Raw genomic sequence first — 15,245 nt, 5'->3', positions numbered from 1 at the left:
CGCCCGCAAAAATGCGGCTTGACCTTGCCATGTGGGAACGTCCCAGCATGCGAAGGCAAATCAGGAGACCCTTCATGAATGACGATGCCCCCCTCGCCTTCACCGTTTCGGACATGACCTGCGGTCACTGCGTCCGGACGATCACCGGCGCCGTCCTTGCGGCCTATCCGGCCGCCAAGGTCGAGATCGACCTCGGTGCAAGGCGCGTTTCGGTGGAAAATGCCGGCGACCGGGCTGCCGTCGCCGCCCTCATCGCGGCGGAAGGCTATTCGCCGGTCGATGCCGCCTGAGCGACAAAAAGCCGCTTGACCTTGACATGATGGGAAGGTGCACGATCTGTCCGACATAGGATGAAAGGTGCACCATGCTCACCACGGCAGACCGGCAGACGATCAAGCTTTCCATCTCGGACATGACGTGCGCGTCCTGCGTGCGCCGGGTCGAAAAGGCCATCGAGAAGGTGCCGGGCGTGTCCGGCGCCGCCGTCAACCTTGCGACGGAGAAGGCCGACGTGACCTTCACCGGCCCGCCGGATGCGGCCGCGGTGGCCGAGGCGGTGCGCAAGGCGGGATACGGCGTTTCGGAAGAGGTGCTGGAATTTCCCGTCGAGGGCATGACCTGCGCCTCCTGCATCGGCCGGGTGGAACGGGCGCTGAAGGCTGTCCCGGGCGTCCTGGAGGCGACGGCGAACCTTGCGCAGGAGCGCGTCCGCGTCCGGTTCCTCAAGGGGGCCGTCGCCTTCGAGGACCTTGCCGCCGCCATCGACCGGGCGGGCTACAAGGCGGTGCGCGAAACGGCCGAAACGCCCGCGGAGGAAGACCGCCGGGCCGCCGAGGCGAAAATCCTGCGGCGCGACCTCGTGATCGCCGCGGTCCTGACGGCGCCGCTCTTCGTCATGGAGATGGGCGCGCACGCCATCCCCGCCTTCGGCCACACCATCCACGAAACGCTCGGCATGCAGACGAGCCGCGTCATCCAGTTCGTGCTGGCGACGCTGGTGCTTGCCGGGCCGGGGCTGCGCTTCTTCCGCAAGGGCATTCCGAGCCTCCTGCGCCTGGCGCCGGACATGAACTCGCTCGTCGTCATCGGCACCGCCGCCGCCTGGAGCTTTTCCACCGTCGCGACCTTCGCCCCCGGCCTCCTGCCGGGCGGCACGGCCAATGTCTATTTCGAGGCCGCCGCCGTCATCGTGACCCTCATCCTCGCCGGCCGATATCTGGAAGCGCGGGCCAAGGGGCGCACGGGCGAGGCCATCCGGCACCTTGCCGGGCTGCGCGCCACGTCGGCGCGCGTGCTGCGCGACGGCAAGGCCGAGGACGTGCCGCTGGGGGACGTCGTTCCCGGCGATATCGTGCTGGTGCGGCCGGGCGAGAAGGTGCCGGTCGACGGCAAGGTGACGGAGGGGCTGTCCTATATCGACGAATCCATGATCACCGGCGAGCCGATGCCCGTCGCCCGCACGACCGGCGACACGGTGACCGGCGGCACGGTCAACACGACCGGTTCGCTGACCTTCCGCGCCACCCGCGTCGGTGCCGATACGGTGCTCTCGCAGATCATCCGCATGGTCGAGGATGCGCAGGCGGCGAAACTGCCGATCCAGGCGCTCGTCGACCGCGTGACGCAATGGTTCGTGCCGGCCGTCATGGCCATCGCGCTCCTGACCTTCGGCCTCTGGCTCGCCCTCGGCCCGAGCCCCGTTCTCGCCCATGCGCTGGTCAATGCCGTCGCGGTGCTGATCATCGCCTGCCCCTGCGCCATGGGGCTCGCGACGCCGACCTCCATCATCACCGGCACGGGGCGTGCCGCCGAACTCGGCGTGCTCTTCCGGCAGGGCACGGCCTTGCAGACGCTCGAAGGCACCGACATCGTCGCCGTCGACAAGACCGGGACGCTGACGCTCGGCCATCCGACGCTGACGGAGATCGTGCCGGCGGACGGGTTCGTCCGCGAGGAGGTGCTGGCCCTGGTCGCGGCCGCGGAGGTGCATTCGGAGCATCCCATCGCCGCGGCCATCCATGAGGGGGCGGTGGTCGAGGGCATCGACCTTGCGGCGGCCAGCGGCTTCGTGGCGATTTCCGGCCAGGGCTTCTCCGCCACGGTCTCCGGCCGCACGGTGGAGGCGGGCTCCGTCGGCTTCATGCGCTCGCTCGGGCTCGACGTCGCCCCCTTCGCCGCCCATGCCGAGCGGCTGGCCGCCGACGGCGCCTCGCCGCTCTACGCCGCCATCGACGGCCGGCTGGCCGCCCTTTTCGCCGTCACCGACCCGGTCAAGCCGACGACGAAGGAGGCGATCGCCGCGCTGAAGCAGCTCGGCATCGAGGTGGCGATGATCACCGGCGACAACCGCCGCACCGCCGAGGCCGTGGCGGAGAAGCTCGGCATCGACCGGGTGATGGCCGAGGTGCTGCCGGACGGCAAGGTGGCCGCCGTGCGCGCGCTTTCGGCCGACGGCGGCAGGAAGGTCGCCTTCGTCGGCGACGGCATCAACGACGCGCCGGCCCTTGCCGCGGCCGACACGGGCATCGCGATCGGCACGGGCACGGATGTCGCCATCGAAAGCGCCGACGTGGTGCTGATGGCCGGCGACATGCGCGGGGTGGCGGCGGGCATTGCGATCTCGCGGGCGACGATGCGCAACATCCGCGAAAACCTGTTCTGGGCCTTCGGCTACAATATCGCGCTCATTCCGGTCGCCGCGGGCCTGCTCTATCCGGCCTTCGGCATCCAGCTTTCGCCGGCGCTCGCCGCCGGCGCCATGGCGCTTTCCAGCGTGTTCGTCGTCTCGAATGCGCTGCGGCTGAAGCGCTTCCGTCCCGCGTTCGGCAAGGGAGATCGCGCATGAACATCGGCGAAGCGGCGGAGGCGACGGGCGTCACCGCCAAGATGATCCGGCACTACGAGCAGATCGGCCTCATCCGCGCCGCCGGCCGCACGGGCTCCGGCTACCGCGTCTATGGCCCGAAGGACCTCTCGACGCTCTCCTTCATCCGCCGGGCGCGCGACCTCGGCTTCTCCATCGCCCAGATCCGCGACCTCCTGGCGCTCTGGCAGGACCGCGCGCGCGCCTCCGGCGACGTCAAGCGCATCGCCAGCGAGCATGTCGCGGAAATGAAGGAAAAGATGCGCCTGCTGCAGGAGATGGTGCACACGCTGGAACACCTTTCCGCCCATTGCCACGGCGACGACCGGCCGGACTGCCCGATCCTCGAACAGCTTGCGACCGGCATGGCCGAGGAGAAATGTTGCTGATTCAGGCCGCGGGCGACAGGTGCTCGTGGACGGCGAGCCAGCGGCCGGAGGGGTCGCGGGAGAAGACGATGGTCTCGCGCTCGTTGTTCGTCACCGTTTCGCCGCCGATGGAAAGGTCGGTCTCGACGGCGTGGGTGAAGATCGCGGCATCGCCGGCGAACTGCACGTTGCGGTCCGTCGAGCGGCAGGCGAGCACGCGGAAACCGTCGCGCTCCTCCCACAGCGTCCATTCGGCTTCGTAGGCGGCGCGGCTTTCGAGGCGGCGGTCGAGATTGTAGAAGAGGAAGCTCGCCTCCTCGGCGAAGGCGGCGAAATAGGCCGTGCGGTCATGCCGCGCGAAGGCGGCGACCAGCGCGTCGGCGGCGGCGAGGACGGCGGATTGCGGTTCGGTCATGCGGGAGGCTTCCTGTCGCTCAGACGATCTTGATGCTGCTGATGAGGGCGGCGATGGGCTCGTGCTGGGCGTTGACGCGCGCCTTCAGCTCTTCCAGCGGCATGGCGTCCACCTTGCAGAACTCGATGAACATCATGTTGAGATTGTTGAAGAACACCTCGCCCATCGCCTTGGCGTCGACGCCGGCCTGGACGACGCCGCGGGCCTGCAATGTCTCCACCAGGCGGATGACCTGTGCGCAGAGCTGGCCGTCGAGCTCGGTATAGCGCCGGGAGAGCGGCGTGTCGGGCTGCTGGATGGAGATCGCCATGGCGGTGCGCCACATCTCCTTGGAGAGATAGTAGAGCGAGTGGTCATAATACTGCTCGATCAGCGTGCGCAGCGCCTCGGCCACGTTCAGCGGCGGGTTGGCGACGATGCGCGCGCCGCCCTCCAGCACCTCCGTCACCTCCATGGCGACGGTGGCGACGAGGATGTCGCCCTTGTTCTGGTAATAGTTGTAGAGTGTGCCGACGGAGACCTCCGCCATCTCGGCGATGTCCTCGATGCGCGCGCTGTCGTAGCCCTCGCGGCGGAACAGCGTGGTCGCGGCTTCGAGGATGCGGCGTGTCCTGTCCGCCTTCTGTTTCGCGCGCAATCCGGCCATGGAACCTCCGTTGGAATCTCCTCAAAAATGAGATTGACTTAAAAAATGAACTCGTTCAATCTTTTTCTCAAGGCACCGCCAATGAGTGTCATCCGCCAGGCCGAAAGCCTGCAGCCAGAGGGAAAGACGATGAAGACAACCGTTTCGGGCGGGCTCGTCCGCCGCATGCTCCTTGCCACCGCAGCCGCCATCACGCTGTCGCCGGCCGGCGCCCTGGCGCAGGACGAGCTGAACGCGCTCGTCTGGTGCGACCACACCGACCCCGCGCTGGTCGAGCCGTTCGAGAAAGCCAACAATGTCAAGGTCAACCTCAAGGAATACGAGGGCACGGGCGCGGCGATCTCGATCATCGAGCAGTCCCGTCCGGGCGACTGGGACGTGCTGGTCATCGACGCCGTCGACGTGCCGCGCGCCATCGACATGGAGATCCTCGGCGAGATGCCGGCCGATCAACTGCCGCTCGGCGACCTCTTCCCTGAAGTGCGCATGGAGGAAACGACCACCAAGGACGGCAAGGTCTACGCCGTCACGGAAAAGTTCGGCTACAACACGATCTCCTACGACAAGACGAAGGTCGATCCCGCCGACATGGACGATCTCTCGGTCATCTGGTCGGAGAAGTACAAGGGCCGCATCGCGCTCTATGACTACTACCTGCCGATGGTTGGCCTCACCGGCGTCGGCATCGGCAAGAAGACGGCGGACCTGACGCAGGGCGACCTGCCGGCGATCAAGGAAAAGCTGTTCGAGATGAAGAAGGTCGCCCGCCAGGTGAGCGACGTCGTCGCCTCGCAGACGGCGCTGGCGACCGGCGAGGTGGACATCGTCGTCGGGGGCGGCGAATGGCTGACGGCCGGCCTTTCGGCGGAAAAGCCGAACCTCGACTGGACGATCCCGAAGCAGGGCGCGCTGCGCTGGGCGCAGTCGATCGGCGTCTTCAAGGATTCCGAAAAGCAGGATCTCGCGCTGAAATTCGTGCAGTACATCGTCAGCCCCGAGGGGCAGGCCCGGCTTGCTACCTCCTCCTGCTACTGGGCGATGCCGGCGAACGCCAAGGCGGGCGAGCACCTGACCGACCAGCAGAAGACGGCGCTGCGCTGGGACAGGCAGCCGGACTACCTGAAGAACTCGCAGCTCTATCCGGTGGCGGACGCCGACATGGATGCGGCGATGCAGGATGTCTGGACGGAGATGCTGCAGCAGTAAGGGCTTGATGGAGCGCAGTCGTCCGCGCCCTCTGGGCGATTGCATTAGGTTCGCCCCTCACCCTAACCCTCTCCCCGCAAGCGGGGAGAGGGGACTTGCCCCACGAACCGGTCATTGGTTGAGGAAGCCAGCGAGGCATATCCCCTTCGCCCCGCTTGCGGGGAGAAGGTGCCGGCAGGCGGATGAGGGGCAGGCAACGAGCGCCTCGCCCAATATAGAGAGCGCGAACGGAGACCGACCCCATGACCGCCTCTGCCCTCGAACGCGCGGAGCGCCGCAAGGCCTGGGTCTTTGCCCTGCCGGCGCTTCTCTGGACGGGCTTCTTCTTCCTCGTGCCCTTCGCCTACATGGCCGCGATCAGCTTCTGGACGCGGCAGGGGCGGGAGATCGTCGCGACCTGGACGCTGGACAACTACATCGCCTTCTTCGAGAAGGCGCATCTCTTCAAGGGGCTGGTCGTCTCGCTGGAGATCACGGCGGCCGTCACCGTCATCTCCGTGCTGCTCGCCTATCCGCTCGCCTGGATCATCGCCGAGCGGGTGCCGAAGAAATGGCAGCGTTTTGCCCTCGTCATGGCGATCCTGCCTTTCTGGACCTCCTATGTCGTGCGCTCCTATTCCTGGCTGCTGGTGCTCTCCAAGGGCGGTGTCGTCAACCAGGCGCTTCTCGCCCTCGGCATCATCGCCGAGCCGCTGGAACTGTCGGCAAACCGTACCGGCACGATCATCGGCTTCGTGCATTTCTTCGTCATGCTGCTGACGCTGACGATCTATGCCAACCTCATCCAGCTTTCGCCGAACTATCGCCGCGCGGCGGCAGACCTTGGCGCGAACGCCTTCCAGACATTCTGGCATGTCGTGCTGCCGCTGACGCTGCCCGGCATCATGGTCGGCGCGTTCCTGACCTTCGTCCTGTGCATCGGCGACTACATCACGCCGCAGATCCTCGGCGGCAACAACGAGCTGGTCCTGCCGCAGGTCATCATGCTGCAGCTCGGCCGGCGGGCGGATTTCCCGATGGCGGCCGCGCTCTCGCTGGTGCTGATGGTCGTCGTCACGCTCGCCTACATCGCCTGCGCGCGCTGGCTGAAGATGGAGAGGACCTGACCATGCGGCATCTCACTACGGCGCTTGCCGCGCTCTATGCCGGCCTTCTCTATCTCTTCATCTTCCTGCCCGTCGTCGTGCTCGTGCTCTTTTCTTTCCAGGACGGCACGCTGCCCGTGCCGCCGCTGAACGGCCTGACGCTGCGCTGGTACGAGGCGGTCTTTTCCGACGGCAAGCTGATGGCCGCCCTCGGCAACTCGCTCGTCGTCGCCGTCGTCTCCTCGGCGATCGCCTGCCTGCTCGGCTTCCTCGCCGCCTATGCCTTCGCGCGCTACACGCTCCCCGCCTCCGCCCTCCTGCGCGGCCTCATCGTCGCGCCGATGACAGTGAGCACGCTGATCATCGGCCTCGGCCTGCTTTCGGTGCTGAACCTCACGGGCCTGCGCCTCTCGCTCGTCACGGTCGGCATCGGCCATGTGGTGATCAACCTGCCGCTCTGCTTTGCCATCATCTATGCCTCGATGGGCGGGCACCAGGTGAACATCGAGCGGGCGGCGCGCGATCTCGGCGCGAGGGACTGGCAGGTCATGCTGCTCGTCACGGCCCCCATGCTGCTGCCGTCGATCCTTGCGGCCTTCTTCCTCTCCGTCACCTTCAGCTGGGACGAGTTCATCGTCGCCTTCCTCCTGTCGCGCTTCGACGTGACGCTGCCGGTCGAGATCTGGAGCATGCTGCGCTCCGGCCTCGATCCCAGGACCAATGCCATCGGCTCCGTCGTCTTCCTCATCTCGGTCGCGTTCCTCATCGTCATGGAACTCGCCGTCTTCCGCAAAACCGGGAAATCCTCATGACCGCCGACGTCTCCATCCGCAATGCCACGAAGGTCTTCGGTGCTTTCCGGGCGCTCGACGACGTCTCGCTCGATATCGCCGCGGGCGAGTTCATCGTGCTGCTCGGCCCCTCCGGCTGCGGCAAGACCACCCTGCTCTCCATCCTCGGCGGCTTCGTCGAACCGACCTCGGGCACGATCGCGATCGGCGGGCGCGACATGACGCACGTCTCCCCCGCGAAACGGCCGACGACCACGATGTTCCAGGACTATGCGCTCTTCCCGCATATGTGCCTGCGCGACAATGTCGGCTTCGGGTTGCGCATGCGCGGCATGGGCAAGGCGGAACGCTACGAGAAGGCGTTTTCCTATCTCGATCTCGTCGGTCTCAGGGCCTCCTCGGCGAAGAAGCCGCACGAACTGTCGGGCGGCCAGCGGCAGCGTGTAGCGCTTGCCCGGGCGCTGGCGGTCGATCCCGACGTGCTGCTGCTCGACGAGCCGCTCGGGGCGCTCGACCTGAAGCTGCGCCGCCAGATGCAGGACGAGCTGAAGGCCATCCAGAAGCGCGTCGGCACGACCTTCGTGCACGTCACCCACGACCAGGAGGAGGCGATGGCGATCGCCGACCGCATCGTCGTGATGAACAAGGGCCGCATCGAGGATGTCGGCACGCCCGCCTCGATCTACATGCGGCCGCGCTCGCTGTTTTCCGCCGGCTTCATGGGCGAGGTGAATTTCCTGCCCGCCAGGATGCGCGGCGCGGCGGCCAACGAGGCGGAAGTGGAAACCGCCCTCGGCCGGGTCGCCCTGCCCGCGTCCGCCTTCGTGTCCGGCGTGCCGGCTGCGGGCCGCGACGTCACGCTCTGCATCCGCCCGGAACATTTCCGCGGTGCCGGTGCGTCGGTGCCGACCGTCTCGCTCGGGCGCGGCCGCATCACCGGCAGCGCCTTCTTCGGCACGCATCACCGCTGCCATGTCGCGGCGGACGGCACGGTGCTCACCGCCCACCTGCCGCAGACCGACAATCCGGAGGTCGGCACGGAGCTTGACCTTCGGCTGAAGGCGGATAGCATCGTCGTGCTTCAGGACGGAGCGGGAGTTTGAGGGTCACATGCAGCGCATCCGCCCGGAGGATTGGTACAGCGTGCGTCGCCTCGACGACGGCGTGACCGCTATAAGCGAGCCCTATATCCAGGAATTCTACCGCTGCAATGTCTGGCATGTGCGCGGCCGCGACCGGGACATGCTGGTCGACAGCGGCATGGGCGTCGTCTCCTTGCGCGAATGGGTGCCGCTCGTCACCGAGCGCGACCTGATCGCCGTGGCGAGCCATACGCATTTCGACCATATCGGCTGCCATCACGAATTCGAGTGCCGGGCCGTGCACGCCGCCGAGGCCGATCTCCTCGCCAGCCCGACACGACAGAACACGCTCGCAGACCCCTATGTCACCGACGAAATCTTCGATGCGCTGCCGCCCGAGCCCTATTGCTCGAAGTGCTATGCGGTGAAGAAGGCGCCGGCGACGCGGATCCTGGAGGACGGCGACGTCATCGATCTCGGCGACCGGCGGTTCGAGGTCATCCACACGCCGGGCCACTCCCCGGGGGGTATTGCGCTCCACGAGAAGGCGACCGAAATTCTCTTCTCGGGCGACATCGTCTACGATGGCCCGCTGATCGAGGATACCTACCATTCCGACGCGGCGGACTATCTCGCCTCGATGGAGCGCCTCCTGACCCTGCCGGTGCGGCTGGTGCATGGCGGCCATTTTCCAAGTTTCGGTGGCGATCGCTACCGCCAGCTCATCCGGGGCTGGCTCGATGAAAAACAGAAGTGACGGGAGAAAAGCATGCTCGACAAGCGCAAGTTCTACATCGACGGCCAGTGGGTGGACCCGCTGAAGCCCAACGACCTTCCGGTGATCAACCCGGCGACGGAACAGCCGATCGCGGTCATCTCCATGGGCACCGCCGCCGATATCGACCGCGCCGTTGCCGCTGCCAAGAAGGCTTTCGCGACCTACAGCCAGACCAGCGTCGAGGAGCGCCTGGCGCTGCTCGAAAAGCTGCTCGAGATCTACAAGCGCCGCTATGAGGAGATGGCGCGCACCATCACGCAGGAGCTCGGCGCGCCGATCACCATGAGCACCGAGCAGCAGGCAGATGTCGGCGTCGGCCACCTGCAGGGCTTCATCGACGGGCTGAAGCGGCTGAAGAGCCGCGAGGTGCTGGCGAACGGCGACGTGGTGCGCCGCGAGCCGATCGGCGTCTGCGGCCTCATCACGCCCTGGAACTGGCCGATCAACCAGATCGCGCTGAAGGTGGTTCCGGCGCTGGCGACGGGCTCGACCTGCGTGCTGAAGCCGTCCGAATTCACCCCGCTCAACGCCCTTCTCTATGCGGAGATGGTGCATGAGGCAGGCTTCCCGGCCGGCACGTTCAACCTCGTCAACGGCGACGGTCCCGAATGCGGCGCGGCGCTTTCCAGGCACAGGGACGTCGACATGATGTCCTTTACCGGCTCCACCCGTGCCGGCATCGCCGTCAGCAAGGACGCGGCCGATACGGTCAAGCGCGTGACGCTGGAGCTCGGCGGCAAGTCGCCGAACCTCGTCTTCGCCGATGCGGACCTCGAAGACCGCGTCGCCGGCAGCGTGCGCGAGTGCTTCAACAATTCCGGCCAGTCCTGCGATGCGCCGACCCGCATGCTGGTCGAGCGCTCGGTCTATGACAAGGTGGTCGAGATCGCCGAGCGTACGGGGAAGGAAGCCAAGGTCGGCAATCCGGAGGAGGAAGGCGAGCATATCGGCCCGCTCGTCTCGCACATCCAGTTCGGCCGCGTGCAGGCGCTGATCGAGGCGGGCGTTGCCGAGGGCGCGCGCGTGCTGGTCGGCGGCCCGGGCAAGCCGGAGGGCTTCGAGACCGGCTACTTCGTCAAGCCGACGATCTTCGCCGACGTCAACAACGACATGCGCATCGCGCGCGAGGAAGTGTTCGGCCCGGTGCTCTCGATCATGCCCTTCGACACGGAAGAAGAGGCGATCGCGATCGCCAACGACACCGCCTACGGCCTTGCCGCCTATCTCCAGACCGGCGATCCGGAGCGCGCCGAGCGCGTCGCCGCCCGCCTTCGCGCCGGCATGGTGCACATCAACGGGGGGCCGCACCGCTACGGCAGCCCGTTCGGCGGCTACAAGCAGTCCGGTAACGGCCGCGAGGGCGGTCTCTTCGGCCTGGAGGATTTCCTCGAGGTGAAGACGGTGCACCGGCCGGACGCGGCCTGAGGCGCGCGGCGGCGCCCACAAAGAAAGACGTCATCCTCGGGCTTGACCCGAGGATCCACCGGCGTGACCGGAGCGTGGATGGTCGGGTCAAGCCCGACCATGACGGAGGAGAGGCTGGGTGAGTATTGCCGGCTGAGAAAGCGGGTGGGCTTTGGCATTGCGGGGTGCCGAAAGGGCGCCGTCTTTTCACATGCCCCAAACTTTTCCTCTAAATTAGCGCTGCCCGTCTGGTTGAAGCGGAGGCGGTCTGATAGCTCGCTGCCACGACTGATATCCGGACCGCCGCCTTGTCGCCGATTACCGCCTCCCCGAAAAGCCGCCTTGCCCTGATCGCCCTCCTCGCCGGCGGGGTCGCCATCGGCGGTTCGCCGATCTTCGTGCGCCTCTCCGAAATCGGGCCGATGGCGACGGCCTTCTGGCGCGTCGCGCTGGCCCTGCTGCCGTTCGTGCTGCTCTGGCGGGCGACGAAGCAGGGCGAGGAGCGGCCGGCGGGGCCGCGCGACCACCTCTTCCTGCTGCTGCCGGGCGTGTTCCTCGCCGCCGACCTTGCCGCCTGGCACCTGTCGCTGCACATGACCTCCGTCGCCAATGCGACGCTCCTGGCCAATCTGGCGCCGGTCTTCGTGACGCTCGGCTCCTGGCTGCTCTTTCGCACGCGCATCACGCCGGTCTTCCTGGCGGGCCTCGGGCTGGCGCTGATCGGCGTGCTCGTCCTGAAGGGCGGGCCGTCGGCGCTCGGCGGCGGGCAACTCGCCGGCGATGCGACGTCCATCGTCGCGGCCTTCTTCTACGCCTGCTACATGCTGTCGCTCGGCCATGTCCGCTCGCGGTTCTCCACGCTGCGCATCATGGTCTGGACGACCCTTTCCGCGGTCATCTGCATCCTGCCTGTCGCATTGTTCTTCGAGGTCGACATGGTGCCCGCCACGCTCTTCGGCTGGGCCATGCTGTTCGGCCTTGCCTTCATCAGCCATGTCGGCGGGCAGGGCCTCGTCACCTATGCGCTCGCCTATCTGCCGACGGCCTTCTCCTCGCTGACGCTGCTGCTGCAGCCGGTCGTCGCCGCCATCCTCGCCTGGATCGTGCTCGCCGAGCCCGTCGGTGCGATGCAGGCGGTCGGCGGGGCGATCGTGCTTGCCGGCATCCTCGTCGCCCGCCGCGGATAGCGTTCGGCCTCCGGCCTGTCCGGCGACCGGATATGGTTAGTGATTGTGCCGCGGCGGCGTCTGGGCGATCCCGCGGAAATCGGCCGCGCCGTCGATGACCGCGCCGTCCGAGAGCTGGGTGACGGTCCTGCGGTAGATCCGCTGCCAGGGCGTCGCATCGGCCGGCACCGGCGGAATGCCGTCCGCCTTGCGCCGTTCGATCTCCGCCGCCTCCACCAGCATGTCGCACCGCCCCTGCGTGAGGTCGATGCGGATGACGTCGCCGGTGCGCAGGAAGGCGAGACCGCCGCCGGCGGCGCTTTCCGGCGAGGCGTTGAGGATCGACGGGCTGTCCGCCGTACCGGACTGGCGCCCGTCGCCGATCGTCGGCAGGCTGGTGATGCCGCGCTTGAGCAGATGGTCCGGCGGCTGCATGTTGACCACCTCGGCCGAGCCCGGCCAGCCGAGCGGCCCCGCGCCGCGGATGACGAGGATGGTGCGCTCGTCAATGCCGAGCGCCGGATCGTTGATGCGCCTGTGGTAGTCCTCCGAGCCGTCGAAGACAACCGCCCTCCCCTCGAAGATGCCCTCGCGGCCCGGCTCGCTCAGGTAGCGCGCGCGGAATTCCTGCGAGATGACCGAGGTCTTCATGATGGCGAAGTCGAAGAGGTTGCCCTTCAGGACGAGGAATCCCGCCCGCTCCCTCAGCGGCTCGCCATAGGGGCGGATGACCTCGCGGTCGCTGGCCGCGCGCCCTTCGAGGTTTTCCGCCATGCTGCGCCCCGTCACGGTCGGACAGTCGCCGTCGAGCTTTCCCGCATCGAGCAGCTCGCGCATGATCGCCGGCACGCCGCCGGCCCGGTGGAAGCGTTCGCCGAGGAAACGGCCGGCCGGCTGCACGTCGGCAAGCAGCGGGATGTCGTAGCCGTGCACCTGCCAGTCCTCGGGTTCCAGCTCCACGCCGGCATGTTTCGCCATCGCCATCAGATGCGGCTGGGCGTTGGTCGAGCCGCCGATGGCCGAGTTGACGCGGATCGCGTTGAGGAAGGCCTTCCGCGTCAGGATCGACGAGGGGCGGATATCCTCCAGCACCAGCTCCACCGCGCGCCGGCCGGTGCGATAGGCCATCTGGCCGCGTTCGCGGTACGCGGCGGGGATGGCCGCGCAGCCGGTCAGCGACATGCCGAGCGCCTCGGCGAGTGCGTTCATCGTCGAGGCGGTGCCCATCGTGTTGCAATGGCCGATGGAGGGTGCCGAGTCCATTGCCGACTGCAGGAATTCCTCCTCGTCGATCGTGCCGGCGGCGAGCTTGCGGCGCGCGCGCCAGATCACCGTGCCGGAGCCGACGAGGTCGCCCTCGTGCCAGCCGTCGAGCATCGGTCCGCCGGAGAGCACGATCGCGGGAATATCGACCGTGGAGGCGGCCATCAGCGCCGAGGGCGTGGTCTTGTCGCAGCCCGTCGTCAGGACGACGCCGTCGAGCGGGTAGCCGTAGAGGATCTCGACGAGGCCGAGATAGGCGAGGTTGCGGTCGAGCGCCGCCGTCGGCCGCTTGCAGTTCTCGAAGATCGGGTGGGTCGGGAATTCGATCGGGATGCCGCCGGCATCGCGGATGCCGTCGCGCACGCGCCGGGCGAGCTCGACATGGTGGCGGTTGCAGGGGGTCAGGTCGCTGCCGCTCTGGGCGATGCCGATCACCGGCTTGCCGGACCGCAGCTCCTCCGGCGTGATGCCGTAGTTCATGAAGCGCTCGAGATAGAGTGCCGCCATGTCGACATGCTCGCGGTTGTCGAACCAGTCCTGAGAGCGCAGCCGCCGTTTGCCCATCTTTTCGTCCGTCATGAAATGAACCTCGCCAAGAATATCGAGGCGCACTCTTCCACCGCCGCCTCGTGCAATCAACCGGCCGGCGATGCAGTGCGTTGCTTTATGCAGCTATCAATATTGCTGACTGGATCGGCCGGGCGGAATGTGTCACAGCCCTTCCATCTCAGTTCCCGGGTTCCCGTCATGACCGACATCACCGCCTCCTCCCCCGCTACGGGCACCGCCCGCCTCGGCGTGCTCCTGATGCTGCTCGGCATGGTGATGTTCTCGCTGAACGACGTGCTCGGCAAATGGCTCGTCGCGACCTATTCCGTCGGCCAGCTCATGCTGATCCGCAGCCTCGCCGCGATGGTGGTGCTCGCGCCGTTCTTCTGGAAGGTCGGCTGGCGCCGGCTAGTGGACGTAGAGCGGCCGAAGCTGCATCTCCTGCGGTCCGGCCTCTTCGCCTTCGAGGCCTCCGGCTTCTACTTCGCCGTCGCCTACATGCCGCTTGCCGACGCCATGACCTACTGGCTCGCCGCGCCGATCTACGTCGCCGCCATGTCGCCGCTTCTGCTCGGCGAAAAGGTGGGCTGGCGGCGCTGGACGGCGATCATCGTCGGCTTCGTCGGCGTGGTGATCGCGCTGGAGCCGTCGAAGGACACGTTCACCCTGCCGGCCCTCATCGCGCTTGCCGGCAGCCTCGCCTTCAGCTTCGCCATGGTGCTCGGCCGCACGCTGCGCGCGGCGCCGGACACGACGCTGGTCTTCTGGCAGGTGGCGGGCGCGGCGATCTTCGCCGGCGTCTGGTGCCTTGCCGACCCGACCGGCTGGGCGCCGGTCAGCGGCGTCGATTTCGGCCTCCTCAGCCTGCTCGGCATCGTGGCGATGAGCGCGCACATGCTGGTCAACCGCTCGCTGAAGCTGGCGGATGCGGCGACCGTCGTGCCGCTGCAATATTCGCTGCTGCTCTGGGCCGTCATCTTCGGCTGGATGTTCTTCGGCGACGCGCCGCGCCCGGCCATGCTGGTCGGCGCCGGCTTCATCGTCGCCTCCGGCCTCTTCATCTTCTTCCGCGAGCAGCATCTGAAGCGCCGCGGCCGCGCCTGAGCGGCCGACCCGTCACAGCGGCAGTTCCGTTGTGTATTTCACGCTCTTCAGCGCGAAATGCGAGGAGGAGTTTGCCACCGCCTCATGCGTCAGGATCGCCTGCATCAGCAATTGTTCGTAATCCCGCACGTCCTTGACCACGACGCGGATCAGGTAATCCCATTCGCCGGACATGGAATAGCATTCCAGCACCTCCTCATGGGTCTGCACGAAACGCTCGAAATCGCGCCGGGCCCCCGGATCGTGCGATTTCATGCGCACCTGGCAGAAGACGTTGAGGCCGCGGCCGATGCGGTCGGGATCGAGCAGCCGCACGGTCGGGCCGAGCACGCCAGCCTCCTCCAGCGCCTTGATGCGCCGCCAGCAGGAGGCGCTGGAAGCGCCCACCTCTTCGGCGAGCGCCGCATGGCTGATGTCGCCCCGCCGCTGCAGCACCTTCAGGATCTTCTTGTCGATGGCGTCAAGCTGAATGGAACTCATCGGAAATCCCATGAATGTGATGGGTATGTTTCATTTCTATCGCAA

The 15,245-nt window shown here is 67.1% G+C and carries 15 protein-coding genes; 11 read left to right on the top strand and 4 right to left on the bottom strand.

Annotation, left to right across the window (positions count from 1 at the left end; all coding sequences use genetic code 11):
• Positions 1-74: 74 nt before the first annotated feature.
• From AABF56_RS26320 to cueR, 3 genes are all read left to right on the top strand, one after another.
• Positions 75-290, top strand: coding sequence for a heavy-metal-associated domain-containing protein (locus tag AABF56_RS26320; protein ID WP_272808104.1), 216 nt, complete (start codon positions 75-77; stop codon positions 288-290).
• Between the two features lie 74 nt (positions 291-364).
• The gene (locus AABF56_RS26315) at positions 365-2,845 is read left to right on the top strand and encodes a heavy metal translocating P-type ATPase (RefSeq protein WP_272808105.1); all 2,481 of its coding nucleotides are present in this window, start codon (positions 365-367) and stop codon (positions 2,843-2,845) included.
• Complete coding sequence (gene cueR, locus AABF56_RS26310; protein ID WP_244766126.1) at positions 2,842-3,252, top strand: Cu(I)-responsive transcriptional regulator; 411 nt, start codon at positions 2,842-2,844, stop codon at positions 3,250-3,252. Before AABF56_RS26315 ends, cueR begins: the two co-directional genes overlap by 4 nt.
• A gap of 1 nt (position 3,253) precedes the next feature.
• Here the strand turns inward: cueR and AABF56_RS26305 are convergent, their stop codons facing one another.
• Positions 3,254-3,646 (bottom strand): YybH family protein, encoded by a 393-nt coding sequence (locus AABF56_RS26305; RefSeq protein WP_272808106.1) that lies wholly within the window; start codon positions 3,644-3,646, stop codon positions 3,254-3,256.
• Between the two features lie 19 nt (positions 3,647-3,665).
• Entirely contained in the window at positions 3,666-4,292 is a 627-nt protein-coding gene (locus AABF56_RS26300) for a TetR/AcrR family transcriptional regulator (protein ID WP_244766130.1), read from the bottom strand.
• Positions 4,293-4,421: 129 nt separating this feature from the next.
• On the opposite strand from AABF56_RS26300, the gene AABF56_RS26295 reads away from it, so the two are divergent.
• The 7 genes from AABF56_RS26295 to AABF56_RS26260 all read left to right on the top strand — a co-directional run bounded on the left by AABF56_RS26295 (position 4,422) and on the right by AABF56_RS26260 (position 11,825).
• A complete protein-coding gene (locus AABF56_RS26295) occupies positions 4,422-5,498 on the top strand; it encodes an ABC transporter substrate-binding protein (protein ID WP_443021184.1) in 1,077 nt (358 codons plus the stop codon).
• 242 nt (positions 5,499-5,740) lie between these two features.
• Entirely contained in the window at positions 5,741-6,604 is an 864-nt protein-coding gene (locus AABF56_RS26290; protein ID WP_272808107.1) for an ABC transporter permease, read from the top strand.
• A gap of 2 nt (positions 6,605-6,606) precedes the next feature.
• Positions 6,607-7,395, top strand: coding sequence for an ABC transporter permease (locus tag AABF56_RS26285; protein ID WP_206362236.1), 789 nt, complete (start codon positions 6,607-6,609; stop codon positions 7,393-7,395).
• The gene (locus tag AABF56_RS37800) at positions 7,392-8,477 is read left to right on the top strand and encodes an ABC transporter ATP-binding protein (protein ID WP_353851138.1); all 1,086 of its coding nucleotides are present in this window, start codon (positions 7,392-7,394) and stop codon (positions 8,475-8,477) included. The genes AABF56_RS26285 and AABF56_RS37800 overlap by 4 nt, the downstream gene beginning before the upstream one ends.
• Before the next feature lie 7 nt (positions 8,478-8,484).
• Complete coding sequence (locus AABF56_RS26270) at positions 8,485-9,213, top strand: MBL fold metallo-hydrolase (protein ID WP_272808108.1); 729 nt, start codon at positions 8,485-8,487, stop codon at positions 9,211-9,213.
• Positions 9,214-9,225: 12 nt separating this feature from the next.
• A complete protein-coding gene (locus AABF56_RS26265; RefSeq protein WP_272808109.1) occupies positions 9,226-10,659 on the top strand; it encodes an aldehyde dehydrogenase family protein in 1,434 nt (477 codons plus the stop codon).
• A gap of 272 nt (positions 10,660-10,931) precedes the next feature.
• Complete coding sequence (locus tag AABF56_RS26260; RefSeq protein WP_443021193.1) at positions 10,932-11,825, top strand: DMT family transporter; 894 nt, start codon at positions 10,932-10,934, stop codon at positions 11,823-11,825.
• Positions 11,826-11,861: 36 nt separating this feature from the next.
• On the opposite strand, the gene AABF56_RS26255 is transcribed toward AABF56_RS26260, so the two are convergent.
• On the bottom strand, positions 11,862-13,646 hold the full coding sequence (locus tag AABF56_RS26255; RefSeq protein WP_272808111.1) for an IlvD/Edd family dehydratase: 1,785 nt from the start codon (positions 13,644-13,646) through the stop codon (positions 11,862-11,864).
• Positions 13,647-13,814: 168 nt separating this feature from the next.
• Between AABF56_RS26255 and AABF56_RS26250 the strand changes: the two genes are divergently transcribed.
• Complete coding sequence (locus AABF56_RS26250) at positions 13,815-14,720, top strand: DMT family transporter (protein ID WP_272808112.1); 906 nt, start codon at positions 13,815-13,817, stop codon at positions 14,718-14,720.
• Between the two features lie 12 nt (positions 14,721-14,732).
• Here AABF56_RS26250 and AABF56_RS26245 read toward each other — a convergent pair whose 3' ends face one another.
• Positions 14,733-15,200, bottom strand: coding sequence for an Lrp/AsnC family transcriptional regulator (locus AABF56_RS26245; protein WP_272808113.1), 468 nt, complete (start codon positions 15,198-15,200; stop codon positions 14,733-14,735).
• Positions 15,201-15,245: the final 45 nt, after the last annotated feature.

The sequence above is a fragment of the Shinella sp. WSC3-e genome (genome assembly GCF_945994535.1).
Classification (GTDB): domain Bacteria; phylum Pseudomonadota; class Alphaproteobacteria; order Rhizobiales; family Rhizobiaceae; genus Shinella; species Shinella yambaruensis.
The sequence above is the reverse complement of the archived record's forward strand: the minus strand, read 5'-3'. Positions and strand labels throughout refer to the sequence as shown.

What these genes read in the sequence shown, in the direction of transcription:
- AABF56_RS26305 (WP_272808106.1), bottom strand. Translation starts at nt 3,646, where the DNA reads ATGACCGAACCGCAATCCGCCGTCCTCGCCGCCGCCGACGCGCTGGTC.
- AABF56_RS26320 (WP_272808104.1), top strand. Translation starts at nt 75, where the DNA reads ATGAATGACGATGCCCCCCTCGCCTTCACCGTTTCGGACATGACCTGC.
- AABF56_RS26250 (WP_272808112.1), top strand. Translation starts at nt 13,815, where the DNA reads ATGACCGACATCACCGCCTCCTCCCCCGCTACGGGCACCGCCCGCCTC.
- AABF56_RS26245 (WP_272808113.1), bottom strand. Translation starts at nt 15,200, where the DNA reads ATGAGTTCCATTCAGCTTGACGCCATCGACAAGAAGATCCTGAAGGTG.
- AABF56_RS26290 (WP_272808107.1), top strand. Translation starts at nt 5,741, where the DNA reads ATGACCGCCTCTGCCCTCGAACGCGCGGAGCGCCGCAAGGCCTGGGTC.
- cueR (WP_244766126.1), top strand. Translation starts at nt 2,842, where the DNA reads ATGAACATCGGCGAAGCGGCGGAGGCGACGGGCGTCACCGCCAAGATG.
- AABF56_RS26285 (WP_206362236.1), top strand. Translation starts at nt 6,607, where the DNA reads ATGCGGCATCTCACTACGGCGCTTGCCGCGCTCTATGCCGGCCTTCTC.
- AABF56_RS26255 (WP_272808111.1), bottom strand. Translation starts at nt 13,646, where the DNA reads ATGACGGACGAAAAGATGGGCAAACGGCGGCTGCGCTCTCAGGACTGG.
- AABF56_RS26300 (WP_244766130.1), bottom strand. Translation starts at nt 4,292, where the DNA reads ATGGCCGGATTGCGCGCGAAACAGAAGGCGGACAGGACACGCCGCATC.
- AABF56_RS26315 (WP_272808105.1), top strand. Translation starts at nt 365, where the DNA reads ATGCTCACCACGGCAGACCGGCAGACGATCAAGCTTTCCATCTCGGAC.
- AABF56_RS26265 (WP_272808109.1), top strand. Translation starts at nt 9,226, where the DNA reads ATGCTCGACAAGCGCAAGTTCTACATCGACGGCCAGTGGGTGGACCCG.
- AABF56_RS26295 (WP_443021184.1), top strand. Translation starts at nt 4,422, where the DNA reads ATGAAGACAACCGTTTCGGGCGGGCTCGTCCGCCGCATGCTCCTTGCC.
- AABF56_RS26270 (WP_272808108.1), top strand. Translation starts at nt 8,485, where the DNA reads ATGCAGCGCATCCGCCCGGAGGATTGGTACAGCGTGCGTCGCCTCGAC.
- AABF56_RS37800 (WP_353851138.1), top strand. Translation starts at nt 7,392, where the DNA reads ATGACCGCCGACGTCTCCATCCGCAATGCCACGAAGGTCTTCGGTGCT.